26 protein-coding genes are annotated in these 24,455 nt (G+C 33.8%); 23 read left to right on the top strand and 3 right to left on the bottom strand.

Features of this window, described 5'->3' with window-relative positions; all coding sequences use genetic code 11:
- Positions 1-2 precede the first annotated feature (2 nt).
- From DB895_RS05555 to DB895_RS14445, 18 genes are all read left to right on the top strand, one after another.
- Positions 3-989 (top strand): N-acetylornithine carbamoyltransferase, encoded by a 987-nt coding sequence (locus DB895_RS05555; RefSeq protein ID WP_116724460.1) that lies wholly within the window; start codon positions 3-5, stop codon positions 987-989.
- A 5-nt stretch (positions 990-994) separates the two neighbouring features.
- Positions 995-1,798, top strand: a complete 804-nt coding sequence (argB, locus tag DB895_RS05550) for an acetylglutamate kinase (RefSeq protein ID WP_116724372.1) — start codon at positions 995-997, stop codon at positions 1,796-1,798.
- Positions 1,799-1,897: 99 nt separating this feature from the next.
- Positions 1,898-2,971, top strand: coding sequence for a M20 family metallo-hydrolase (locus DB895_RS05545; RefSeq protein WP_116724371.1), 1,074 nt, complete (start codon positions 1,898-1,900; stop codon positions 2,969-2,971).
- Between the two features lie 142 nt (positions 2,972-3,113).
- Positions 3,114-4,394, top strand: coding sequence for an argininosuccinate lyase (gene argH, locus DB895_RS05540; protein WP_116724370.1), 1,281 nt, complete (start codon positions 3,114-3,116; stop codon positions 4,392-4,394).
- A 123-nt stretch (positions 4,395-4,517) separates the two neighbouring features.
- The gene (locus DB895_RS05535) at positions 4,518-5,495 is read left to right on the top strand and encodes a DUF2157 domain-containing protein (RefSeq protein WP_116724369.1); all 978 of its coding nucleotides are present in this window, start codon (positions 4,518-4,520) and stop codon (positions 5,493-5,495) included.
- Positions 5,492-6,661 carry a hypothetical protein gene (locus DB895_RS05530; protein WP_116724368.1) on the top strand — a complete coding sequence of 390 codons (1,170 nt, stop codon included), beginning with the start codon at positions 5,492-5,494 and terminating at the stop codon, positions 6,659-6,661. Before DB895_RS05535 ends, DB895_RS05530 begins: the two co-directional genes overlap by 4 nt.
- A gap of 222 nt (positions 6,662-6,883) precedes the next feature.
- The gene (gene folE / locus DB895_RS05525) at positions 6,884-7,555 is read left to right on the top strand and encodes a GTP cyclohydrolase I FolE (RefSeq protein ID WP_116724367.1); all 672 of its coding nucleotides are present in this window, start codon (positions 6,884-6,886) and stop codon (positions 7,553-7,555) included.
- 51 nt (positions 7,556-7,606) lie between these two features.
- Positions 7,607-9,085 carry a cysteine--tRNA ligase gene (gene cysS, locus DB895_RS05520; protein WP_116724366.1) on the top strand — a complete coding sequence of 493 codons (1,479 nt, stop codon included), beginning with the start codon at positions 7,607-7,609 and terminating at the stop codon, positions 9,083-9,085.
- Between the two features lie 2 nt (positions 9,086-9,087).
- Positions 9,088-9,339, top strand: coding sequence for a membrane protein insertion efficiency factor YidD (gene yidD / locus DB895_RS05515; protein ID WP_116724365.1), 252 nt, complete (start codon positions 9,088-9,090; stop codon positions 9,337-9,339).
- Between the two features lie 64 nt (positions 9,340-9,403).
- The gene (gene lgt / locus DB895_RS05510) at positions 9,404-10,330 is read left to right on the top strand and encodes a prolipoprotein diacylglyceryl transferase (protein ID WP_116724364.1); all 927 of its coding nucleotides are present in this window, start codon (positions 9,404-9,406) and stop codon (positions 10,328-10,330) included.
- 372 nt (positions 10,331-10,702) lie between these two features.
- Positions 10,703-12,796, top strand: a complete 2,094-nt coding sequence (locus DB895_RS05505; RefSeq protein WP_116724363.1) for an LTA synthase family protein — start codon at positions 10,703-10,705, stop codon at positions 12,794-12,796.
- A 5-nt stretch (positions 12,797-12,801) separates the two neighbouring features.
- Positions 12,802-13,533, top strand: a complete 732-nt coding sequence (locus DB895_RS05500) for a YoaK family protein (RefSeq protein WP_116724362.1) — start codon at positions 12,802-12,804, stop codon at positions 13,531-13,533.
- 183 nt (positions 13,534-13,716) lie between these two features.
- The gene (locus DB895_RS05495) at positions 13,717-14,625 is read left to right on the top strand and encodes a pentapeptide repeat-containing protein (RefSeq protein ID WP_116724361.1); all 909 of its coding nucleotides are present in this window, start codon (positions 13,717-13,719) and stop codon (positions 14,623-14,625) included.
- A complete protein-coding gene (locus DB895_RS05490; protein ID WP_116724360.1) occupies positions 14,622-15,527 on the top strand; it encodes a hypothetical protein in 906 nt (301 codons plus the stop codon). The genes DB895_RS05495 and DB895_RS05490 overlap by 4 nt, the downstream gene beginning before the upstream one ends.
- Before the next feature lie 207 nt (positions 15,528-15,734).
- Complete coding sequence (locus tag DB895_RS05485; protein ID WP_116724359.1) at positions 15,735-16,295, top strand: TetR/AcrR family transcriptional regulator; 561 nt, start codon at positions 15,735-15,737, stop codon at positions 16,293-16,295.
- Between the two features lie 64 nt (positions 16,296-16,359).
- Entirely contained in the window at positions 16,360-17,280 is a 921-nt protein-coding gene (locus DB895_RS05480) for an SDR family oxidoreductase (protein ID WP_116724358.1), read from the top strand.
- A 2-nt stretch (positions 17,281-17,282) separates the two neighbouring features.
- Positions 17,283-17,792: a hypothetical protein gene (locus tag DB895_RS05475; RefSeq protein WP_116724357.1), complete on the top strand. Its 510-nt coding sequence runs from the start codon at positions 17,283-17,285 to the stop codon at positions 17,790-17,792.
- Between the two features lie 35 nt (positions 17,793-17,827).
- Positions 17,828-18,271: a hypothetical protein gene (locus tag DB895_RS14445; protein ID WP_243694633.1), complete on the top strand. Its 444-nt coding sequence runs from the start codon at positions 17,828-17,830 to the stop codon at positions 18,269-18,271.
- Here the strand turns inward: DB895_RS14445 and DB895_RS05465 are convergent.
- Genes DB895_RS05465 through fabG form a run of 3 tightly spaced genes read right to left on the bottom strand, consistent with a single transcriptional unit; the run spans position 18,268 to position 21,269 of the window.
- On the bottom strand, positions 18,268-20,295 hold the full coding sequence (locus DB895_RS05465) for a hypothetical protein (protein WP_116724355.1): 2,028 nt from the start codon (positions 20,293-20,295) through the stop codon (positions 18,268-18,270). The two genes, DB895_RS14445 and DB895_RS05465, sit on opposite strands and share 4 nt — an antisense overlap.
- Positions 20,296-20,304: 9 nt before the next feature.
- Positions 20,305-20,514, bottom strand: a complete 210-nt coding sequence (locus DB895_RS14365; RefSeq protein WP_208012137.1) for a GldL-related protein — start codon at positions 20,512-20,514, stop codon at positions 20,305-20,307.
- Positions 20,515-20,522: 8 nt separating this feature from the next.
- The gene (gene fabG, locus DB895_RS05455; protein WP_116724354.1) at positions 20,523-21,269 is read right to left on the bottom strand and encodes a 3-oxoacyl-[acyl-carrier-protein] reductase; all 747 of its coding nucleotides are present in this window, start codon (positions 21,267-21,269) and stop codon (positions 20,523-20,525) included.
- A 144-nt stretch (positions 21,270-21,413) separates the two neighbouring features.
- Between fabG and DB895_RS05450 the strand changes: the two genes are divergently transcribed.
- From DB895_RS05450 to DB895_RS05430, 5 genes are read left to right on the top strand one after another with little or no spacing between them, the layout of a single operon-like run.
- On the top strand, positions 21,414-21,959 hold the full coding sequence (locus DB895_RS05450; RefSeq protein ID WP_116724353.1) for an RNA polymerase sigma factor: 546 nt from the start codon (positions 21,414-21,416) through the stop codon (positions 21,957-21,959).
- 20 nt (positions 21,960-21,979) lie between these two features.
- Positions 21,980-22,246, top strand: coding sequence for a hypothetical protein (locus DB895_RS05445; protein ID WP_116724352.1), 267 nt, complete (start codon positions 21,980-21,982; stop codon positions 22,244-22,246).
- A gap of 3 nt (positions 22,247-22,249) precedes the next feature.
- Complete coding sequence (locus tag DB895_RS05440; RefSeq protein WP_116724351.1) at positions 22,250-22,717, top strand: periplasmic heavy metal sensor; 468 nt, start codon at positions 22,250-22,252, stop codon at positions 22,715-22,717.
- Positions 22,710-23,414: an MbnP family protein gene (locus DB895_RS05435; RefSeq protein WP_116724350.1), complete on the top strand. Its 705-nt coding sequence runs from the start codon at positions 22,710-22,712 to the stop codon at positions 23,412-23,414. Before DB895_RS05440 ends, DB895_RS05435 begins: the two co-directional genes overlap by 8 nt.
- Entirely contained in the window at positions 23,411-24,421 is a 1,011-nt protein-coding gene (locus DB895_RS05430) for a cytochrome-c peroxidase (protein WP_208012135.1), read from the top strand. The genes DB895_RS05435 and DB895_RS05430 overlap by 4 nt, the downstream gene beginning before the upstream one ends.
- The last annotated feature ends 34 nt before the right edge of the window (positions 24,422-24,455 follow it).

Below are 24,455 nucleotides of genomic sequence, written 5' to 3'. Positions count from 1 at the left end.
TGATGAACTACACCTCAATAAAAGATATAGATTCGCTCTCCGAATGGGTAAAAGAAGCACTAAAAATTAAAAAAAATCCACTCAAACACAAAAAACTAGGAAAAAACAAAACCTTAGGAATGTTGTTTTTTAATCCGAGTCTAAGAACCCGTTTGAGTACGCAAAAAGCAGCCTTGAATTTGGGAATGAACGTGATGGTCATGAATTTTACCAATGAAGGTTGGACACTAGAATTTGAAGACGGTGCGATTATGAATTCTGGAGCTTCGGAACATATCAAAGAAGCGGCGGCGGTGGTTTCGCAATATTGTGACATCATTGCCATCAGAGCTTTTGCTGGATTAGTTGACAAAGAAAAAGATAATGCAGAAACTGTTTTGGCTGGTTTTATGAAATATGCTACCGTTCCTATCGTCAATATGGAAGGTTGCACCGGTCATCCATTGCAATCCCTTGCTGACGCCATTACAATGGAAGAACACAAAACCAAACACAGACCAAAAGTGGTTTTGACCTGGGCGCCACATCCAAGAGCGTTGCCACAGGCAGTTCCCAATTCTTTTGTGGAAATGATGCAAAAACAAGAAAATATGGACTTTGTGATTACGCATCCTGAAGGTTACGAATTGAATCCCGAAATTACCAAAGATTCCAAAATTGAATACGACCAAAATAAAGCATTCGAAAATGCCGATTTTATCTATGCCAAAAACTGGAGCAATTATAACGACTACGGAAAAATAACGAATTCCGACCCGAATTGGACGGTTTCTGCCGACAAAATGAAACTAACCAACAATGCCAAATTTATGCACTGTTTGCCGGTAAGAAGAAACGTAATTGTGACTGACGAGGTGATTGACAGCGAAAATTCAATTGTTATCGAACAAGCTAACAACAGAACGTATTCAGCCCAATTAGTATTGCAAAAGATTTTGAAGAAAATAGAAAATAGAGAAAAGAAAAAAGAAAAAAGACTTTTAAAATAGTAGAAATGAGTCCAAAACCCAAAACCCAGAACCCAAATCCTCTTTCAATCATAAAAATTGGTGGAAACATCATCGATAATCCAACAGAATTATCGCAGTTTTTATCGAATTTTTCAAAGATAGATGGAAATAAAATTCTCGTTCACGGTGGCGGAAAATCGGCCACTAAAATGGCGCAAAGCATCGGTTTGACTCCTCAAATGATTGACGGGCGACGCATTACCGATGCTGCCATGCTTGATGTTGTCGTGATGATTTATGCAGGACAAATCAACAAAAATATCGTGGCTCAATTACAAGCTACTACTACCAATGCAATGGGTTTTTCGGGTGCCGATGGAAATTTGATTCAATCCACCAAAAGAAACCATCCAACAATTGATTATGGATTTGTTGGTGATGTGCAAAAAGTAAATACCACATTATTAGACACTTTAATTGCTAATGGAATTGTTCCTGTATTTTGTGCCATAACGCACGATAAAAAAGGACAATTGCTAAACACTAATGCTGATACGATTGCCAGCGAATTGGCCATTGCCTTATCACAAGTATTTGAAGTAACCTTAAACTATTGCTTCGAAAAACCAGGTGTTTTATACGATGCCGAGGATGATTCTTCCGTAATTGAAAACATAAATCAGGAGTTGTATTCCAAATTAAAAGCAGAAAAAGCGATACATTCCGGTATGATTCCTAAACTGGACAACTGTTTCAACAGTTTATCCAAAGGAGTTCAAAAAATAAAAATTGGGCATCATAGAATGTTGAAAGACTCGAAGTCTATTTGTACAAGCATCGAATTATAAAAAAGTTAAACACAGATTTCACAGATTTACACGAATTTTATATTTCAATTTAATTTTAAAAAAAATTCGTGACTTTGTGCCTTTGTGGCAAATTAAAATATGAAAAACATAGCAACCCTCACCCAAGATGCCATTGCGCTATTAAAAGCACTGATTGAAACGCCTTCCTTTTCAAGTGAAGAAGATCAAACGGCACTTTTAATCGAAAATTGGTTTACCCAGAACAACATTCCTTTCGAAAGAGAAAACAACAATATTTGGGCTTTCAACAAAAATTTTGACAAAGCTAAACCAACACTTTTACTCAATTCGCATCACGATACCGTGAAACCAAATCAAGGTTACACGAAAGATCCGTTTGAAGCCGCTGTAGAAGACGGCAAATTATTTGGCCTCGGAAGCAATGATGCCGGCGGTTGTTTGGTTTCGCTTATAGCCACTTTCACTCATTTTTATACTGCCGAAAATCTGCCTTACAATATCGTAATGGTAGCTTCCGCGGAAGAAGAAAGCAGCGGAAAAAATGGATTAAACAGCGTTTTGAAACATTTACCTGAATTGGATTGTGCCATCATTGGTGAACCCACATTAATGCAATTGGCCGTTGCCGAAAAAGGATTATTAGTTCTCGATGTTGTCGTAAAAGGTACTGCCAGTCATGCCGCACACCACAATCCGGACAATCCAATTTACAATGCAATGCCCGTAATCGAATGGTTTAAAACTTTTGAATTCGAAAAAATTTCCGATGTTTTAGGTCCCGTAAAAATGACCGTAACCCAAATTTCTGCCGGGAAACAGCACAACGTTGTTCCTGCCGAATGCCATTTGGTTGTCGATATTCGGGTGAATGACCGGTACAACAATCAGGAAATTTTAGCAACCGTAAAAGCAAATGTAGCTGCCGAAGTTACGCCAAGATCGATGCATCTAAACGCTTCATCTATTCCTGTTGCGCATGGATTAGTACAAGCCGGAATCGCCTTAGGAAGAACAACTTACGGCTCACCTACCCTTTCGGATCAATCGGTAATCAGTTGCCAATCGTTGAAGTTAGGTCCTGGAGAAAGCTTGCGTTCGCACTCGGCAAACGAATTTATATTCATCAACGAAATTGAAGAAGGAGTCGATTTATATATTAAAATACTGACCGATTTTTTTAATAATAATTAGGAGCTAATCCCGCTATACATTACAATCTTTATATTTTTAAAGAAAAAATATAAAGGATTTCCACTGCTATCGGGGCTAAAAATGCACAACAATAAAGGATAGATCTAAAAATCTAACATTCTAAAAATCTAATAATCCAATTATGAAACTTTGGGAAAAAGGAATACCAACAGATAAACAAATAGAACATTTCACCGTTGGAAACGACCGTGAATTGGATTTAGTTCTTGCCAAATATGACGCTCTAGGATCTATCGCTCACGCAAAAATGTTGAGACAAATAGGCCTTATGACAGCCTCCGAAACAGATTCTTTAGTCCTAGCTTTGGAAGATATTATTGTTGATGTCGAAAAAGGAGATTTCGAAATCGAAGATAGTTTTGAAGACGTGCATTCCAAAATTGAATATCTGCTAACGATAAAGTTAGGCGATCCCGGAAAAAAAATTCACACCGCTCGTTCTCGTAATGACCAAGTTTTGGTTGACGTGAATTTGTATCTAAAAGACGTGGTAACCGAATTCAAATCACAAGTAAAAACCTTGTTCGATTTGTTGATGGAATCTGCCGAAAAACACCAAAACGTGTTGTTGCCAGGATATACACATTTGCAAATTGCGATGCCGTCATCCTTCGGAATGTGGTTTTCCGCTTACGCCGAAACCTTGATTGACGATATTACGATGTTGAATGCTGCCTTGAAAATCGTGGATCAAAATCCATTGGGTTCTGCTGCGGGTTACGGAAGTTCATTTCCCATCAACAGAACATTCACCACACAAGAATTGGGATTTGAAACCTTAAAATTCAATTCGGTTGCCGCACAAATGAGCCGTGGAAAATCAGAAAAAACAGTAGCGTATGCAATGAGTAGCGTGGCTTCTACCCTATCTAAATTTTCTATGGATGTGTGTTTGTATATGAGTCAAAATTTTGATTTTATCAGTTTACCCGCTCATCTTACAACGGGATCTAGCATTATGCCACACAAGAAAAATCCGGATGTTTTTGAATTGATTCGCGGTAAATGCAACAAAATACAGGCCTTGCCTTATGAAATTACTTTGATTACTAATAATCTTCCAAGTGGTTACCACAGGGATTTTCAATTGCTTAAAGAAGGTTTGTTTCCAGCCATTCAAAACCTGAAAGCCTGTTTGGATATTGCGATTTTTTCAATAAAAGACATTAAGGTAAAAGACAATATTCTTGCCGATAAAAAATACGATTACTTGTTTACAGTCGATACTTTAAACGAAATGGTAGTAGCTGGAATGCCATTTAGAGATGCCTACAAAGCTGTTGCAGAACAACTGGAAAATGGCACTTTTCAATCACCAAAAGAAACCAAACACACCCATGAAGGAAGCATCAACAACCTTTGTTTGAAGGAAATCAAAGAGAAAATGAAAAGTTCCTATTAATTCAAAAAAATGCGCTGTCCAACCAAGCGCATTTTTTTTGCAACAGATTATTTTTAAAACTAAAACCATAAATACGAATACAAAAACCATACATTTGAGATTTACTTATCTAGAAACAATAGAATGGAAAAATTTGAATTAGAAGCTACACAAACCCTTTTGAAAAAAAACTTTATTTCCGAAGAGCAATTTAAGCAAATTACTGCTTATCGGAATTTGAATATCTTTTCACTTTACTCGGAATTGCGTTTTTTGCTGTACCTTTCAATACTATCATTTACAACTGGAATTGGGATTTTAATTTATCAAAATATTGACAGTATTGGACATATGGCAATTCTTTCCTTGTTGCTGACTGTCACATTAATTTGCTTTTATTTTTGTTTCAAAAAATCCAATGGATTCAAAAAAGAAGAAACCACTTTTGCTACCCTCCTATTCGATTATCTACTCTTAACTGCCAACATTCTAAGCTGTACTTTTATTGGTTATTTGCAATACCAGTACCATCCTTTCGGGGCGGATTATGGTTTAGCGACCTTAATACCAACGCTAATTGGCTTTTTTTGCGCCTATTATTTTGACAATAAAAGTGTCTTATCGATAGCCATTACCGGATTAGCGGCATTTGTAGGATTATCGGTAAGTCCGCAAGCACTCCTAAACAATGAAACTTATGCGACAACTTCACTAAGTTATTCCGGTATTCTTCTAGGTATTGCACTTGTAATTTGGACAATATACAGTGCTAAAATCAATCTGAAAAAACATTTCAATTTAATCTTTTTTACTTTTTCGTTACATCTAATTTCTATTGCTTGCATAACTAATTTGTTTGATGATTATTGGTTTGTATTTGCAATCCTTTTGGTGTTTTCAGCCTTTTACTTTTACAAAATAAGCTATAAAATTCCATCGGTCTCCGTATTTGTATTTAATGCTATTTACGCTTTTATTGGATTTACCATATTGATTTTTAAGACTATTGCCTTTTTAGATCTATTTTCCTTCATTACAATATTGCCCCCCGTATATTTTGGACTTTCTATTGTATTATTTATAAAACTGATTAAAAATTTCAACCACAATACAGCAGGATGATAGCCTACGATAAAACCTTATTAGACAATACATATTTAGTAGAAGAAGCCAATAACTTAAAGAAATCGGGTTTCATTGACTCCGCTCAATGCAAAACCATAACAGACAATTTGCCTACTCTCAATAGTCAAAACAATTTATTAATTCGGTTTGGACTCTTCTTACTCGGATGCTTACTATATTCCTCCATCTGTGGTATGATATCATTATTTGCGATTAGTTTCGGCCAAGACACTTATAAAATTTTAATCTACTGCTTTTCCTTCATTGGAATAGCCGGATTAGAATTTATGTCACGACAAAACAAACAATTAGGCTATGGTTTAGACGATGCTTTTTTGTTAGGAGCACAAATGCTATTTTTTGTAGCAATTGGGATTTCAACAAACGAAAATTATTTAGCGGTATTCATCACAATTGCAATAGTCTCAACAATCAGTTACTTGAGGTATCTTCATTTATCATCGGCATTGCTGGCTTGCATTGGTATTACAGGCAGTGTGGCATATTTGATGTTTGAATTGGGAACCCTCGGAAAATCAATCTTGCCATTTGTGATGATAGTGTTTTCAGTATTGCTGTATTTCCTTTCCGAAAAAGCCCTTCCAAGACTAAAGTTTCCTTATTATTCAAAGGGAATACAATTGGCAAATGGTTTTAGCCTGATTTTATTTTATCTCTCGGGAAATTATTTGGTGGTGAGAGAACTCTCGATTTTGCTTTTAAATAATTCCATTCCAGCAACACAAGAAATTCCTTTTGCCTATTTTTTCTACACATTCTCCTTTATAATTCCAGTTTTCTACTTGATTTATTCATTATACATAAAAGAGAAACAAATGCTTTGGATTGGTTTTCTGGCACTTGGATTTTCCATTTATACCATCAGGTATTACTATCATATTCTACCTGTTGAAGTGGCACTTACAGTTGGAGGATTAATTCTCTTTGCGTTTGCATATTTTTCAATACAAAGAATAAAACACAAAGAAAATGAAATAACATTTCTTCCTGACCGTTTCTCCAATTCGAATTCACTTTTTAATACAGAATTGCTAATGGTAACGGCTCAATTTGGAATTAAACCAGAAGTAGAAACAGAAACATCTCCAATGGAATTTGGTGGTGGAGGTTATAGTGGCGGTGGCTCTGAAGGGACTTTTTAAGATTATTTGAACTTTTTAAATAACTATGTCTATGAGTCTTTTGGAACAATTTTCCAAGGCGAAAATGTTAGGAAATGTTAGATATTAAAAATTAGATATTATTTCAATTCCAATAAATGCGGGGCATTTGGTGTGAATATATTGAAACATTATATTGAACTGGTATAGAAATTCTTTGATTTTAATTAATTATCTTTGTCTCCTTAAAAAAATACAGAATTAATGACAAATAACGAAGATTTTCAAGACGAAATTGGAGACAATCATATAACAACATCTGCAAATAATCCTATAAGAAACGATGCCTTTGACTTGACGGATGATCAAAAAATTGAGCTGATAAAAAAAGACGTCGAAAATATCCTAAAAACTCTAGGGATGGATTTGACTGACGATAGCATGAAAGGAACTCCAAATCGAGTAGCTAAAATGTTTGTAAATGAGCTTTTTGGAGGTTTGAATCCGGCAAAAAAACCGAAGTCTTCTACTTTTGAAAACAATTACAAATATGGAGAAATGCTAGTGGAAAAAAACATCACGCTTTATTCTACTTGTGAACATCATCTTCTGCCAATCATCGGGCGTGCCCATGTGGCTTATATTTCAAGTGGTAAAGTTATTGGCCTTTCTAAAATGAATCGAATTGTAGATTATTTTTCTAAAAGACCTCAAGTTCAAGAACGCTTAACCATGCAAATTGTTCAGGAATTACAAAAAGCATTAAATACCCAAGATGTTGCTTGTGTAATCGATGCGAAACATTTATGCGTGAATTCCAGAGGAATTTGTGATATAGAAAGCAGTACGGTTACATCAGAGTTTGGTGGAAAATTCAAGGAAGAACAAACCCGTAGGGAATTTTTGGACTATTTAAAGCTTGAAACAAAATTTTAATACCGTTTATCGCTCCAACGATATACCAAATTAACAAATCCACAAAATAGAATGCCTCTATATAAAAATAATACGCTCAAAATATACAATTCCCTTTCTGGAGATAAAGAAGTATTTGTACCCATTCACGAAGGAAATGTGGGAATGTATGTATGCGGACCAACCGTTTATAGCAATGTCCATTTGGGTAACGTGAGAACTTTTATGTCATTTGACATGATTTTCAGATATTTATTGCATTTGGGCTATAAAGTGCGCTATGTGCGAAATATTACTGATGTGGGTCATATCGTGGATGATGTAGATGAGGGTGAAGATAAAATTGCCAAAAAAGCACGCTTGGAACAATTGGAACCTATGGAAGTTGTACAGCGTTACACCGTCGATTTTCATGACATTCTGAATGAATTTAATTTTTTGCCTCCAAGTATAGAGCCTACAGCGACGGGACATATCATCGAGCAAATTGAAATCATCAAGAAAATTATTGCGACCGGAATTGGGTATGAAGCCAATGGATCGGTTTATTTTGATGTCGTAAAATTCAATGAGACCAATCATTACGGGAAATTAAGCGGTAGAAATATCGAAGATATGCTCACCAACACGCGTGACCTAGATGGACAATCGGATAAAAGAAACCCACAGGATTTTGCACTTTGGAAAAAAGCCGAACCCCAGCATATTATGCGTTGGCCTTCGCCTTGGAGCGATGGATTCCCAGGATGGCATCTTGAATGTACAGCCATGAGTACCAAATATTTAGGTAATCATTTTGATATTCACGGTGGTGGAATGGATTTAAAATTCCCGCATCATGAATGTGAAATTGCCCAAAACGAAGCATGTACAGGTCAAACGCCGGTTAATTACTGGATGCATGCCAATATGCTAACGCTAAACGGCAAAAAAATGGCTAAATCTACTGGAAATAACATCTTACCGAGAGAAATTATTACTGGCGGAAGTGACTTTTTGAGCAAAGCATTTTCTCCTAGTGTAGCCCGGTTCTTTATGATGCAGGCACATTACAGAAGCATTCTCGATTTTTCGGACGATGCCATTGTTGCCGCTGAAAAAGGATACAATCGATTGATGGAAGCCATGCAAAACCTGAAGGAACTAACAGCAAGCTCCACCTCTACTTTAGACATTATTTCATGGAAAAAAGAGTGTTATGAAGCTATGAATGACGACTTTAATTCTCCTATTCTAATTGCCCAATTGTTTGAAGGCGTCCGTTTTGTTAACCTATTGAAAGACAATTCCGCGACTTTAACAGCAACGGATTTAGCTGAACTTGCAAAAACGATGCAAGCGTTTGTATTTGATGTTTTGGCTCTTGAAGATGGAAAAACGTCAAATGATTCCAATGTAAAATTGGAAGGTGTTGTCGAAATGCTTATTGAAATGCGCAAACAAGCCCGGTCAAATAAAGATTTTGCAATGTCCGATCAAATTCGCGACCAATTAGTCAACTTAGGAATTCAGTTGAAAGATGGAAAAGACGGAACTACTTTTACTTTATAAAATTGAGTCTAAAAAAAATACTCATATTACCCTTTCTATTTTTAGTACGATTGTATCAGGTCGCCATATCTCCATTCACTCCGGCAGCATGTCGGTTTGAACCAACCTGTTCCAATTATGCCATTGAATCACTCAAAACTCACGGATTATTTTACGGGAGTTTTTTAGCGGCAAGAAGGATTTTGAGCTGCCATCCTTGGGGAAAAAGTGGATACGATCCCGTTCCTGAAAAAAAATGCTTTCATAAACATTAACGAATAGTAGGTTTAAATTTATTTTAAATCTTTATTTTTACCATTAACAATTAAGACAAAATAAATGACACCAGAATTAAGTATCGTTTGGAATCCTTCGGAAGGAATTGATTTAGGTTTTTTCATAATTCGATATTACAGTTTAATGTTTGTAATCGCCTTTGGTTTGGGTTGGTACATCATGAAAAAAATATTTGAAAATGAAAATGAATCCTTAGAAAAACTGGATTCCTTATTCATCTGGACTGTATTAGCTACATTACTTGGTGCTCGATTGGGTCATGTTTTCTTTTACGATTGGGAATATTACCGAAATCATCTAGCCGAAATTTTATTACCTTTTAGATTTGACCCTACTTTTGAATTTACTGGATTTCAAGGATTGGCAAGTCATGGAGCAGCCATTGCTATCATTATTACCATGTATTATTTTAGCAAAAAGATAATGAAAAGACCCTTGCTTTGGGTATTAGATCGGGTGGTGATTTCCGTAGCAAGTGGTGCCATTTTCGTTCGAATTGGTAATTTTTTCAACTCCGAAATCGTGGGTATAGAAACAAAATCTGCTTTTGGGATTAAATTTATTCGAGACCATTTTAGTGCCCGAGAAGCTGTTGAAAAAACCCAAATAGCAAATCCCAAAGAAGCATATCAAGCCATTGCAACGAATCCTCAATTTTCAGAACTTTTGCAACAGGTTCCTACGAAACATCCCGCACAGTTGTATGAATCCTTTTGCTACATTTTTGTGTTTGCCATTTTGTTTTTCTTATACTGGAAAACAAATGTAAAAGAAAAATTAGGATTCCTTTTTGGTTTGTTTCTGGTGCTTTTATGGTCCGTTCGTTTTGTGGTAGAAAATATAAAAGAAAGTCAAGGCGGTTTTGGAGATACTTTAGGGCTATTTTCTACAGGACAATGGTTGAGTATTCCTTTTATTCTTGTTGGCTTCTATTTTATGTTTAAAGCAAAAAAAACAATTGAAGTTTAAGAATAAAATTTCACTGAATTTCATAAAATAAATCAGACCCCAAATTGTCCATAATTGAAGACAATTTGGGGGCTAACTCATTAAATGTTAATAATAAACTATTACTTATTCCGGTCAATGTGGTTTTATATTGTGACAAATTGCTCGATGCAAGATCACGTGTTACAATGCCCGTTCTGTTACAATGAGCACCGTGATTTGGACAAATAAATCATTTCTGTGACATCATTCTGGGTCATAATACTCAAAAAACTCTTCATTAAAATTAATCTTGTTTTCAATTGAATAATTTGTGAATAAATTAGGAATGTAATCCTGTAGCCAGTTCATAAGATGTTAATGGCAAATTACTTATTTTTGTAAAAAAAATCTATGTCCTTTTTAAAGAAAATATCTCCATTTTATAATTTTACTCTTTTTTACATCCTTACAAGTTTTATTTTACGACTCGTCTTGCTTTTCCATCCCATTACGCAAACTTCGTTTATTTGGACAGATACCGTGAAAATTTTCGCGATAGGATTACTCTCTGATTTTTTTGTTTTCATTGTGGCCAGCAGTTTTCTATGGCTTTATCTTATCTTCATATCCAATTCAAAGTTCTTAAAACCTTACGGTTATATTATTTTCGGTTTACTATTGGCTTTATTGATTTATGTCTCTTTTTTCAATACGATTCTTAACGAATATGGTGGTGTTTTACCTGAAATCGGCATGGGATTTATCGGCATAAAAACCCTTTTATTTGGATTATTGCTTTTTTTGCCAAAATACAGAAGTAAAATTCGGTTTTGGCTTTTCACTTCGGTCATCTTCTTGTATGTTATTCTTATTTTACAAAATGCGATTAGCGAATACTTTTTCTGGAATGAATTTGGTGTAAAATACAATTTTATAGCTGTTGATTATCTCGTTTATACCAATGAGGTAATCGGAAATATCATGCAGTCCTATCCTGTCATTCCATTGTTTTCCGGATTATTTCTTGCCGCTGGTTTGATAACCTTTTTAATTGTAAAAAGGTCTAAAAACTATATCGAAAATATCCCTACCCTGGCTGAAAAAATAAAAATATCCGGAATATTTTTAAGTTTGTTATTTCTTTCCTTTTTTGCCATTCCGCTATTATCAACCAAAGAAAATTCCCAAAATATTTTTGCCAATGAATTGCAATCCAACGGCATTTATAAATTCTATTTGGCATTTATGAATAGCGAACTGGATTATTTCAAATTTTACAAAACACTACCGGAAAAAGAAGCTTATGCGCTATTGAAACAGCAAATCCCTACTCTTTCTGGAGAAACTACGCTTCGCCAAATAAAAAGTGATGCCGCAGAGAACCATAAAAATGTAGTTTTAATTACCATTGAAAGTTACAGCGCCGAGTTCCTGAAAATGTACGGAAATGAGCAAAATCTAACTCCTTTCCTAGACAGTTTGGCTACTAAAAGTTTGTTGTTTACCAATCTTTATGCCGTCGGAAACCGTACGGTTCGGGGTTTAGAAGCCGTAACGCTATGTTTGCCGCCAACCGCAGGAGAAAGTGTGGTGAAAAGAAAGGACAATAAAAATAAATTTTCTACAGGAAACCTATTCCTTAATAAAGGATACAATGTAAAATACATGTACGGTGGCGATGCTTTTTTTGACAACATGCAAGATTTTTTCACCGGAAACGGATATGCCATTGTGGATAAAAAATCATTCCAACCCAATGAAATTACCTTTCAAAATATTTGGGGAGTTTGTGACGAGGATATGTACAACAAAGCCTTATCGGTAATGGGTAATGAGGCCAAGGAAAACAAACCGTTTTTCAATCATATCATGACGGTAAGCAACCACCGCCCATTTACTTTTCCAAATAATAAAATTGACATTTCCGGCGACGCTAAGTCCCGTGAAGGCGGAATAAAATATACCGATTTTGCCATGAAGCAATTCTTCGACAAAGCAAGTAAACAGCCTTGGTTTAAAAATACCGTTTTTGTGATTCTTGCCGATCATTGTGCCTCAAGTGCAGGAAAGACAGAACTTCCATTAGATAAATACAGAATCCCCGCAATGATATACAGTCCTGGATTTATTGAACCCAAAAGATACACCAACTTAATGTCACAAATTGATGTCATGCCTACTTTATTCGGATTGTTAAATTTCAATTATCAAAGTAAATTCTTTGGGCAGGATGTTTTTAAAGCCGATTATAAACCTAGGGCGTTAATTGCAACCTATCAAAATTTGGGATTAATAAAAGACAATGTATTGACCATCATTTCGCCTAAGCAACAAGCCAAACAATTTCAATTGACGTTACTTCCTAATCCAAAATTAGAAGCCGATTTTCAACTATTCTACGAAGAAAAACCCTTGCTTAAGGAACGAACGGATTTAATCAATGAAACAATTTCATATTATCAAACGGCTTCGGATATTTTGAAAAAGAAACAGTATCAAAAATAAACCTCATGTTTCGTCATCAAGGAAAAAATAGGACATTCATTCATAATTTGCGGCTGGCAACCATGCTATCATTGGTTGCAGGTATAGTAAATGTTACCGGTGTTTTAGCCATAAAGACTTTAACAACCAATGTTACGGGGCACTTCGCCTATTTTGCCGAAGAAGTGATGAAACATGACTATGCAGCAGCAGTAACTTTTTTAATCTTTACCGTTTTCTTTTTATTGGGCTCGTTTACTTCCAATTTTTTGGCCGAATTACTCACAAAAAAGAATCCTCAACTGTATCACGTCATTCCGACTTCATTAGAAATATTTATTTTAGTGGGGGTTGGGATTTTCGGATCACAGTCAGATTTGTCGCTGTTAGAAGGAAAATTAATTGCCTTTTTTTTACTTTTTGCCATGGGAATCCAAAACTCTTTGGTAACAAAAATATCACAATCTACCGTTAGGACAACCCATCTTACGGGGCTTTTTACCGATCTGGGAATAGAATTATCCCAACTGTTTTTCTATAAAAAACCAGAGGAAGTCCAAAAATTAAAAGCCAATATCTATTTGCGGTTTTCCATCATCACCTTCTTCTTTATTGGTTGTGTCGGTGGCGGATATATTTACAGGGAAATTGAAATGAAAACACTTTTTGTGGCCGCTTTTTTCCTTTTAATCGCGCTTTTGTATGATTTTATCCGACTAAAAATTCAAGTGTTTAAAAGAAGGGCTTTTCATCAATAATGTACTTCCTTTTTAAAAACGCGGTTTTATAAAAGTTTTAATCTATATTTAGCAAAAGAAATAAGGATGACTTAGTCAGATAAAGCCAACCAAAATGGGTGGATATGTATAACTAAGTCGCACATATTTAGGAGTTGTGTGGCATTTTAGAAAACCGAGGAGAATAATTAACATTTATAAAATATGCTCAATAATTTTTTTAGTTTAAATGGAACACCGAATGAGATCAGTAGTAAAACTGATTTGATGAATATCATTTTGGCTGAAGATGAAATTAAAGATATTTTATTTCGTCCTGACATATTAAAACCTAAAAAAGACCATCCAAGAATTAAGATAGAGAGAAAGTCATTTAATAATGTCAGCTTTTCAAAAACAATTTTAAAAAATATTGATTTTACTTCTTGCCATTTTGAAGATTGTCTATTTATCGGAACAACATTAGAGAATTGTAAATTTAGACAATGTACTTTTCAAAATGTTAATACACACGAAATCAATATTAAAAAAACATACATTAATCCTGAAAGTTTTATAAATAATTTTGATAAATCAGATGTAAAAAAATCAAATATTGCCGTACATCTATTTCAACAATTACTAAATAATTCTAGAGATGAAGAACAATCAGATTTTGCAAGAATTTCAAATTATAATTTTAAAACTTGGCAAGGAAGACTATCAAGAAGCAAGTATTATTACAAAAAACCTTACCCAATAACTACTGCAGAATTTTATATTGAATTTATTCCTAATTATATTAATAGAAAAGTTTTTGGTTATGGATTAAGATTAAGAAATTTCTGTTACACTTTTGTTGCTTTTTTCTGTATAAGCTACATAACAAATTGGATTCATTGGAAAGATTATGGAATGCACGAAAAGGATTTTCCAATATATTCATTTTGTCCCAAAACATTTGATTTTACAGCCAACTTCTATTATACTGTTGATGTAATGACTCAATTGGTTGATTCACAATTTCAACCAAGTTCTGATTATGGAATGACAATGTTAACTATGCAAGGAGTAACAGGTTTTGTTTTATTCAGTTTTTTAATAACCGTTTTAATAAATCGATTTGTAAAATGAAAAATTATAGTGTAGCAATTTACGGCTCATCAACAAGGGAAAATTTCGACCAATACAGCGATAAGGATATACTTATAGTTGCTGATTTTTATAAAGAACTAAAAGATTTAAAAATAGAATATCAAAATCAAGGATTTTCAGTTTCGACTTATACGTATTCTAAACTAAAATTTATGTCTGAAAATGGTAGTTTATTCATCGACCATTTAGTTAAAGAATCAAAAACATTAATTGATTGTGACAAAAAGTTAACTTCTATACTTGAAAATCATATTTCAAAAAAACCAGATATTAAACAATTTCAAGACAACAAAAATTATTTTAAAATTTTAGAATTTGTTCCAAACTCTAAAAAAGGTTTTGGTTGGTTTTGTGATTGCCTGTATATTGGTTTTAGAAATTATTTAATTTTAAAAAGTGCAGAAAAAGAAAATTTTAATTTTTCCTACTTAATACTTCTAGAAGAACTTAAAAATGAAAATCTAATAACTGATGAAGAATTAGAAATTTTATGTGAATTAAGAGTTATAAAAAGAAATTACAGAGAAAAAATTAATGATGAATTACCACCTAAAGATTATATCTACAAGGTTGTCAATATAATTAACAAATTAGATTTATTAAAAAGCATCAAAATATTAAGCAAAAATGAATTCCAAAATTATGTGAAAATTTCGGTAATTAATGATGAATTTGGTCATTATCAAAAAATGCGGTTAATTGAAATGTATTATTATCTAAACGGAAATGAGAATAAAGAAATTGAACGCATTATTTGTAATCCTCAATTTTATGCATCATTTTTCAAAAAGGAAAAATACATTCAGAATATAATAGAAAAAATAACTTCCGAAAGAAAAACGTCACACAACAAGCGTTTGGCAAGATTGCGAATTTTGTAGTAAATTCACGTTTACGTTTCGCAAGAAATTTTAACTTTAACAGAAAATAATTAGTTCCGAAGTTCGCAACCTCGCCAAGCGCCGGGACGTTAGCTGTAATGGCACGAAACCCTACACCAACAGACATTCCGAAAAAAACTGAACTTTTAATTAGACATTTCAAAAATTTCATTACCTTTGCGACTGATTAGTCAATCATAAAACAATATGACAAAAAAAGAACTCATATTTAACGCAGCACTCAAACTTTTTGTGGACAAGGGATTTCACGGAACAGCAACAAGTAAAATTGCACAAGAAGCTAGTGTTGCAAATGGAACTCTTTTTCAATATTTTAAGACAAAAGACGATTTGGTTATTGCTTTGTACATTTCTGTAAAAGACGAATTGAACGAATACATTTCGATAAACACATCAAGAAAAGACGATATAAAAGAAACTATAAAATCACAAGTTTTTTCTTCTTTGGTTTGGGGATTAGACAACCAAACCAAAATTCAGTACATCCAACAATTTCAAACTTCGCCTTACATTGGACAAATTGAAAAAGAAATTATTGCCAAACAAGCCGAACCTCATTTAACACTGCTAAAAAAAGGAATTGAAGAAGGAATCATTAAAAATTTACCAATTGAATTGCTTAATTCTTTAATGACGAGTCAATTTTTTGGACTATACCAGTTTTTAATAGCTAACAAACTTTCAAAATCTAAACAACAGGAAATAATCCAAACAACATTTGAGATGTTGTGGGATATGATTACGTAATTTTTTTTAACAATATTCGTGACTGATTAGTCAATCTTTAATAACAAATTAAAAAACAAAAAAAATGAGCAAAACAATTTTCATTACAGGAACAAATTCAGGCTTTGGAAAAGCGATGGTAGAACTTTTCGCCAGCAATGGTTGGAATGTTGCGGCAACAGTTAGAAATAAATCACAACACCCTGATTTGTTTAAAGAATTAGCAAACGTAAAATTGTACGATTTGGAAGTTACCAACTACCAACAAGTAGAAGATGTAGCAAAAACCGTTATCAGCGACTTTAAAAAAATTGATGCCGTAGTAAACAACGCAGGATATTGTTTAATGGGTCCAACAGAAACCACAACAATGGAACAAATTGAAGACCAATATAAAACAAACGTATTTGGTTTAATGGCGGTAACAAAAGCTTTCATTCCTCATTTCAGAGAAAATAAAAATGGAATATTTATCAATTTTGCTTCTGCAAGTGCAAAATTTAATTATCCTTTTATTGCTACTTATGGTTCAAGCAAATGGGCAGTTCGTGGAATTTCTGAAAGTTTGGGCATTGAATTAAGCCCTTTTGGAATTGAAGTAAAGACCATTTACCCAGGTGCACACGCTACAAAAATATTTACAAAATTAGACCAAGGCACAAGTGCAGACAATCCTATTTATACCAAAAATTATAAAGAATATTACACTAATTTTTTGCTTGGGTTTACTGCAGTTCAAAATGTAACTTCACCAAACAGTATAGCACAAGAAGTATACAAGGCAGTTACAAATCCAAAAGGTGGAAAACTGCATATTGTATCGGGTAGAGACGCTAAATTTTTAGACTTCCTAAAAAAAATGTTATCACAAAGAGCATTTCAAAAACAACAAGCAAATGCAATTCTAAAACCAATGAGTGCAAGTAGTGCAAGATTTTTTCAATGGATTTTTGGTAGTAACGTTGAAAAATTACACACCGATGTTCCACAAAACTTAACGAAATAATTATGGATTTTTTACAATACACAACTAATTGGATAAAAGGCGAAATATTTGAAGCTACACTATTTGGCTCATTTGGTTTGCTAACAATAATCAGTAGTTTAATACTTTGGAAATTTGGAGAAACGCCAAATTCCAAAGCATTAATTATTCCTTTAATCGTTGTAGGACTTTTATTTTTGGGTACAGCCATTACAAGCATTAACACAAACCAAAAGAAATTGCCACAATATACAGAAGCGTACAAACAAGAACCATCTGCATTTGTAAAAAGCGAAAAAGCAAGGGTTGAAGGTTTTCAATATCTATATACAGTGACAATTATTATTGCAAGTGTTTGTTTTGTTTTAGCAATTTGTGCATTTGTATTTACCCATAATCCAACAGTGAGAGCAATTGGAATTGCATTGGCTATTTTGGGAATTACAGGTCTTGTAATTGACTACTTTTCAAAAGAACGAGCCGACCATTATTACAAAGAAATAACAACCGAAATGAAAAGCCACTACAGCTAACAGCTAAGGGTTTCGTTGCGTGCGCAGCACGAACAATGAAACCCCTGCTATTCGAAGTGTGTAGCTTGCTCTGCGATGGTCCCGACCTCGAAGCAATAAAACAAAAGAGGTTAAATCAAAAAAAGAATATTGCTCCCGCATTTAGAATTAGAGCACCCGCATTTAGAATTAGAGCTACTGCGTTTAGAATTAAAGCTACTGCATTTAGAATTAGAGCACCTGCACTTAGAATTAGAGCTCCTGCATTTAGAATTAGAGCTCCCGCACTTAGATTTAGAGCTCCTGCGCTTAGAATTAGAGCTCCTGCACTTAGAATTAGAGCTCCTGCATTTAGAATTAGAGCTACTGCGTTTAGAATTAGAGCTACTGCGCTTAGAATTAGAGCTACTGCGTTTAGAATTAGAGCTACTGCACTTAGAATTAGGGCTCCTGCGTTTAGATTTCTCGTTACTGCAATCTGCAATCTGCTGTCTCCCTAAAGCATCCCATTATATTTTCTAATAAACCATTCTGAAGCCAATGCAATAGCGATTAGAATAAGCAACCAAACCCAATCAATCAAAGGAGTTTTCTTTACAATCGCCTTCTCAATGGCTTTATAGCTTTCATTTTCCAAAAGTGTTTTGATCAATTCGTCCACTTGATTCGGATAATGCACTTTCCCTTGTGTTTGCGTTGCTAGTTGGGTTAGTTTGGCCACATCCGGATTCACGAATTGCTTCTCAATGTCAAAATCCAATATTTCAAAATAACCATTGTACGCCGTATTCGAATTCAATTCTTTCACAGAAAAAGTGTATTGCCCAGCAGGAAGTCCGTCCAGGTTTACCTTAAAGGCGTTATTGGTTTTCAGTAAATCGTACCTTTTGGTTTGCTTGGTATTTTTATTGGAAACTGAAATCGTCAGACGGGCTTTTTCATCAAATTCATAATTCTTATTAAAATATTGCGCCGTAATTTCTAAAGCATCACCCGAATTATAAAAGCTTTCGTGATTTACAACCAATGATTTCTTGGAACTATTGGTAGCCAAAAATTGAATGGTTTTATCAATAAAAACGTCGAATTTCTCAAACGATTTGGTGTCAACATGACTTAGCACACGCCATTTCCAACTATTTTCCCCCAATAAAAAAGCGGAACGTTTGCCCTGGTTTTCGGCAAAAGCCAATAAAGGCGCATTGGTATCAATATTTCTGATTTTTGAAGAAAGCAAAACTGACACATTCCCATTTGTTGTAACAGTTCCAAAAGCATTTTGCAAAGGCGGAAACTGTTCAAAACCGATATCATCTAATGCAAACAAATTGAATTGTGAATTGAAACTGGCCAAATAATCCTCTTTTTGATTGCTCATTTTAAAAAGTAAACTACTTTGTTCTTGGTTTAAAAAAGCATAATCGGTGTTGGTTCCCGTAATGATAAAAGTGTTGATTCCTGCCAATTTATTATTCTCAAAAAACGATTTGAATTCGGCAGTTGGTTGATATAAAATAAATACATTGTATTCACGTAATGATTTGATTTCTGAAGGTTTAACCACTGTTACTTTTCGTTGTGCATTAGATTCTATTGCTCGTTTCATTGCTCCAATATCGGGATGATTTATAGCCGAGACTATGGCAATATTTGTTCTCTGATCCATAACTTCTACAGCAAAATTCTTTGTGTTGTTATAGGTGTTTTTCTCTTGTTCTTTGGATGAAAGAGTCGCTTTAAAAATCTGTAATCCTATTTTATCTGCAGGGAGCAAAACGTTTACAATTGCCGATTTTTTTGAAGGTGAAAAAGAAACCGTTTGCCTGCTCAAAATTGAATTTCCCTGTGAAAGACTAAAATCAGCATTCACGGTTTTGTTTCCCGAGTATTGCAAAAACACTTCTACCGGAAATTTATTCTTGTGAAAGGCATATTTATTTACGTTCAACTGACCGACTTTCAGGTCTAAAAAAGTCGTTGTATCACCCACAATAAGAGGATACACTTTGTTGTTTGAATCAAAACTATATAGGTAATCATTACCTGAAGTTTGGTTTCCGTCCGTGATTAAAACTGTTGGAAACGTGGCATTTTTATGAATGCTTTTTAGGTTTTTAGCAACTTCATCAAGATTGGTCTGCTTTCCTTTAAAATCGAATGCTGTGGCAATTTGAAATTCACTATCAAAACCGTAGGATTGCACATCAAATTTGTCCTGCAGCTCCTTGTTTTCGGATAGTTTTTTATACAATTCAAGCGAAGTAGCAGCGGCTTTTAAATCTACAATAGAGCTCGAATTATCTACCACAATGGGCAAAGGCGTTTTGATAGTTTCAAAGGTTTTTCTCGAAATTATGGGATTGATTAACAACAACAAAATCCCGAAAATGGATATAAAACGCAACAAAGCCAAAAGCAGAGTAATTTTAGACTTGCTTTTGGCATTATAAAAGTATTGATAAAACGACAAACCACTTGCTATAATTAGTGAAAGTAGTAGTAATAGTAAAGTGTTTGTTGTCATTTCTAAATTTTATTTATTTAGAAATTCATTTACTTTTTTACTTGAAATCAATTTTATAATAATCATAAATAAACTAATTGCTTCTAGCAACATTCCTATTGTTAAAACTAAATTTCCTGTGATTCCTCCAAATTCAAAATGCATAATTTTCAATAAAGCCCCAAAAAATGTTAAAATCATACTGAAAATAAAAATTGCAATAAGATATTTATTTTTCATAATTAATTTTAAGTCAACATTCCACCATCAACATTCATAACTTGACCCGTAACATACGCGCTCATATCTGATGCAAAAAACAAACAGGCATTAGCAACATCTTCGGTAGTTCCTCCACGTTTTAACGGAATAGAATCTCTCCATCCTTGTACCACGTCATCATTTAGTTTTGCAGTCATTTCTGTTTCAATAAATCCCGGCGCAATAGCATTACAACGAATATTTCTAGAGCCTAATTCTAAAGCAACTGATTTTGTAAACCCAATAACTCCTGCCTTAGACGCAGCATAATTGGTTTGTCCTGCATTTCCCTTCACTCCTACTACGCTACTCATATTGATGATAGAACCCGCACGTTTTTTCAAAAATGTTTTCTGAATGGCCTTTGTCATATTAAATACCGATTTCAAATTCACATCAATCACTTTGTCAAAATCCTCTTCAGACATTCGCATTAACAGATTGTCTTTTGTGATTCCGGCGTTATTAATTAGTATATCTACAGTGCCAAATTCAGCCAAAACTGCTTCCACAAAAGTTTGTGCTTCATTATAATCGGCAGCATTGCTTTGGTATCCTTTTGCTTTAATTCCTAAAGCGTTCAATTCGTTTTCAAGAGCCAAGGCAGATTCTACAGATGAACTGTAAGTAAAAGCGATATTTGCTCCGTTTTTTGCAAAAACTTCTGCAACTCCCTTACCTATTCCGCGACTCGCGCCAGTAATTATTGCTACTTTTCCTTCTAGTAATTTCATATATGTATCATTTATTTTTTTGAGGCTAATATTACTTTTTTAAAGCACGCCAAATATATAATAAATACGGTTTTAAAAAAAATTTGAAATTCAATTAAACCCTACAAAAGTTGTTAAGTCTAAAATTTATCTTAATTTCCCAAAATGATAAATAAAAGCGATTTTAAAGCCGTTTACAACCAATATAAAATATTGGTCTACAACGTTTCGCTTCATTATTTACAAAACATAGAAGATGCTGAAGAAATCACTCAAGATGTATTTGTTCAACTCCATGAATCTTTAGATAAATTCAACAGCAAATCCTCTTTAAAAACCTGGATTTATAGAATCACAATTAATAAATGTTTAGACTCCATAAAACATAAAAATAGCCAAAAACGTTTTTTCGTTTTTGGGAAAAAGTCAAAATCTGATTTTGAAATTCTAAATATTTCCTCTTTTGAACATCCCGGAATCATATTAGAAAACAAAGAAAAATCCAAAATTCTGTTTGGTGTTATCAATGAGTTAACCGAAAATCAAAAAACAGCATTTATCCTTTCTAAAATTGACGGGTTAAGCAATACCGAAATATCAGAAATTATGCAACTGAGTATATCATCAATAGAATCACTGATTTTCAGGGCAAAAACTACCCTTAAAGAAAAATTAGCAGTTAAATTTGAGGAATGCCGCAAGAAAAAATAATTAATCTCGTCTAAACTAATATGGAAACCGAAAACTGGATAAACGAAGTTTTAAATAGCGCTAACGGAATGATGAAAGTGGTTCCCGATGACTCGTTGTTTTCTAAAATTGAAAATAGAATTAATAGGAAAACCATCATTTCGAGTCAATGGATTTGGGTTACGGCAGCATCATTTATTATTTTACTTTCATTGAATATAAAATTAATATTGGTAAAATCAAATAAATCTAGTGAACAAACCGAACTACTTGCATCTTTTATGTCTAAAACCAATCAACTTTATTAAATTATGGACAAGATTAAACTATTAACATTTGCCGTCATTGGGCTTTTGTTGCTCAACTTGACCACGCTGAGCCTTTTATTTATTAATCCTCCTAAAGGTAATGAGCAAAACCATAAGAGACCACAGGAGATTATTGTTGAAAAATTGCATTTTGATAAAAAACAACAAGAACAATACGGACAGATCATTCATTGGCATCGAGGACGAATTACTGATTTAGAAGCTCAAATTAGGGAAACCAAACAGGATTTATACACTTTATTACAAAAAGAAGCCGTTGATGAGACCGAAAAAAACAATTTGATTACCATTTTAGCAAACTATCAAAAAGAGATTGAAGCTACTCATTTTAAGCATTTTGAAGACATAAAAAAAATATGTAGAAGGGATCAAATAAAAGATTACAATACTTTGACAATGGAACTTTCTAAAATATTTTCACAAAAACAAAGACCTCCCAAACGTGATTAAAAAAATATCGATTTGTTTTATTTTTAGTATCCTTTTCTTTCAAGTAACTGTTGCCCAAAAAGAAAAGGATTCTTTAATTATTGACCTTCATCTAAAATTTGGAAAACAGGATTTAAAACTAGATGAAAAATATGTCTCTGAAAGGAAAGACACTTTACAAATCGAAGTATTTAAATTTTATCTCTCCAATATTTCGATTCAATATGTAGATAAATCAATATACAATCAACGTGATAGCTACCATTTAATCGATATAGAAAACCAAAACTCTTTGCAAATTCCTATAAATAAAATGAACAAACGTGCCATTGAAAAAATTTCTTTTACAATAGGCATTGATAGTTTAACGAGTGTTTCCGGGGCTTTACAGGGTGATTTGGATCCAACTAAAGGAATGTATTGGGCATGGCAAAGTGGTTATATCAATATGAAGATAGAAGGAAAAAGTTCCAGTTGTAATACTCGAGAAAACGAATTTCAATTTCATATTGGAGGGTATTTAAAACCCCATTATTCGATGCGAACAGTCATTTTAGAACCACGAGCAATAACATCAAATATTGCAATTGATGTTGATATCGCAACCCTGTTTTCTGAACTCGCTCTATCTAAAACGAACAGTATTATGATTCCAGGAAAGCAAGCCATGGAAATTGCCGATTTTAGTGTAAAAATGTTCCAAATAGAATCAAAATGAAATCAAAATATATTGTTCTTTTCGGAATTTTAGTCTCTTTGGCATTCGCTATAAAAGAAACGAATCCCATCTACTTTAAAAGGCCTAAAAGTTGGCCAAAACCCCATTATGATTTTTCTAAAAACCCTTTAACAGAAGAGGGATTTCAATTGGGCCGGAATTTGTTTTACGACCCCATCTTATCCAGAGACAATACCATTTCATGTGCAAGTTGCCATTTACAAGCTACAGGATTTACTCATGTTGACCACAGTTTAAGCCATGGAATTGACGGGAAAATTGGCACAAGAAATTCGATGGCTTTGATGAATTTGGCTTGGAGCAAAAGCTTTATGTGGGACGGTGGCATCAATCATTTAGAGGTTCAACCCCTAAACCCCATTACAAATCCGGTAGAAATGGATGAAACGCTAGAACATGTGGTCAAAAAACTGCAAAAAAGTGACAAATACCAACGGTTATTTGAAAATGCTTACGGCGATTCTAAAATAACGGGGCAACGCATATTAAAAGCTTTAACGCAATTTGAATTGCTACTCATTTCTTCTAATTCGAAATACGATAAAGTGATTCGAAAAGAAGCCATATTTACCGATCAAGAACAAAAAGGGTATCATTTATTTAAAACCAATTGCGTTTCTTGCCACAATGAGCCCCTTTTTACCAGTGAAAAATTTGAGAATAACGGATTGGCAACCGACACCACAATAAATGATTTGGGAAGAATGAAAATTACCGATAAAAAAGAGGATTATTTACGATTTAAGGTTCCCACATTGAGAAACATCCAATTTACGTTCCCTTACATGCATGACGGAAGATTTAAAACATTGACCGAAGTAATAAAGCACTACAATTCAACTGAAAATGTTAGAAACCTACCCAAGGAATTAGCAAAACCAATGAATTTATCCGACAATGACCGAGTCGATTTAGTTGCCTTTTTAAAGACTTTAACCGATAATGAATTCCTTTTCGATAAACGATTTTCATTTCCAAAAGAATAATTTTAAAATCAAACGCAAGAAAAAACTTTGTTTT

Source organism: Flavobacterium psychrotolerans, from assembly GCF_003097635.1.
Classification (GTDB): Bacteria; Bacteroidota; Bacteroidia; order Flavobacteriales; family Flavobacteriaceae; genus Flavobacterium; species Flavobacterium psychrotolerans.
Note: the sequence above shows the minus strand (reverse complement) of the source record. Positions and strands in the feature narration are given on the sequence as shown.

Bases quoted from the DNA above. Each gene is read 5' to 3' on its own strand.
- DB895_RS05555 (WP_116724460.1), top strand. From the start codon at position 3: ATGAACTACACCTCAATAAAAGATATAGATTCGCTCTCCGAATGGGTA.
- argB (WP_116724372.1), top strand. From the start codon at position 995: ATGAGTCCAAAACCCAAAACCCAGAACCCAAATCCTCTTTCAATCATA.
- DB895_RS05545 (WP_116724371.1), top strand. From the start codon at position 1,898: ATGAAAAACATAGCAACCCTCACCCAAGATGCCATTGCGCTATTAAAA.
- argH (WP_116724370.1), top strand. From the start codon at position 3,114: ATGAAACTTTGGGAAAAAGGAATACCAACAGATAAACAAATAGAACAT.
- DB895_RS05535 (WP_116724369.1), top strand. From the start codon at position 4,518: ATGGAAAAATTTGAATTAGAAGCTACACAAACCCTTTTGAAAAAAAAC.
- DB895_RS05530 (WP_116724368.1), top strand. From the start codon at position 5,492: ATGATAGCCTACGATAAAACCTTATTAGACAATACATATTTAGTAGAA.
- folE (WP_116724367.1), top strand. From the start codon at position 6,884: ATGACAAATAACGAAGATTTTCAAGACGAAATTGGAGACAATCATATA.
- cysS (WP_116724366.1), top strand. From the start codon at position 7,607: ATGCCTCTATATAAAAATAATACGCTCAAAATATACAATTCCCTTTCT.
- lgt (WP_116724364.1), top strand. From the start codon at position 9,404: ATGACACCAGAATTAAGTATCGTTTGGAATCCTTCGGAAGGAATTGAT.
- DB895_RS05505 (WP_116724363.1), top strand. From the start codon at position 10,703: ATGTCCTTTTTAAAGAAAATATCTCCATTTTATAATTTTACTCTTTTT.
- DB895_RS05500 (WP_116724362.1), top strand. From the start codon at position 12,802: ATGTTTCGTCATCAAGGAAAAAATAGGACATTCATTCATAATTTGCGG.
- DB895_RS05495 (WP_116724361.1), top strand. From the start codon at position 13,717: ATGCTCAATAATTTTTTTAGTTTAAATGGAACACCGAATGAGATCAGT.
- DB895_RS05490 (WP_116724360.1), top strand. From the start codon at position 14,622: ATGAAAAATTATAGTGTAGCAATTTACGGCTCATCAACAAGGGAAAAT.
- DB895_RS05485 (WP_116724359.1), top strand. From the start codon at position 15,735: ATGACAAAAAAAGAACTCATATTTAACGCAGCACTCAAACTTTTTGTG.
- DB895_RS05480 (WP_116724358.1), top strand. From the start codon at position 16,360: ATGAGCAAAACAATTTTCATTACAGGAACAAATTCAGGCTTTGGAAAA.
- DB895_RS05475 (WP_116724357.1), top strand. From the start codon at position 17,283: ATGGATTTTTTACAATACACAACTAATTGGATAAAAGGCGAAATATTT.
- DB895_RS14445 (WP_243694633.1), top strand. From the start codon at position 17,828: ATGAAACCCCTGCTATTCGAAGTGTGTAGCTTGCTCTGCGATGGTCCC.
- DB895_RS05465 (WP_116724355.1), bottom strand. From the start codon at position 20,295: ATGACAACAAACACTTTACTATTACTACTACTTTCACTAATTATAGCA.
- DB895_RS14365 (WP_208012137.1), bottom strand. From the start codon at position 20,514: ATGAAAAATAAATATCTTATTGCAATTTTTATTTTCAGTATGATTTTA.
- fabG (WP_116724354.1), bottom strand. From the start codon at position 21,269: ATGAAATTACTAGAAGGAAAAGTAGCAATAATTACTGGCGCGAGTCGC.
- DB895_RS05450 (WP_116724353.1), top strand. From the start codon at position 21,414: ATGATAAATAAAAGCGATTTTAAAGCCGTTTACAACCAATATAAAATA.
- DB895_RS05445 (WP_116724352.1), top strand. From the start codon at position 21,980: ATGGAAACCGAAAACTGGATAAACGAAGTTTTAAATAGCGCTAACGGA.
- DB895_RS05440 (WP_116724351.1), top strand. From the start codon at position 22,250: ATGGACAAGATTAAACTATTAACATTTGCCGTCATTGGGCTTTTGTTG.
- DB895_RS05430 (WP_208012135.1), top strand. From the start codon at position 23,411: ATGAAATCAAAATATATTGTTCTTTTCGGAATTTTAGTCTCTTTGGCA.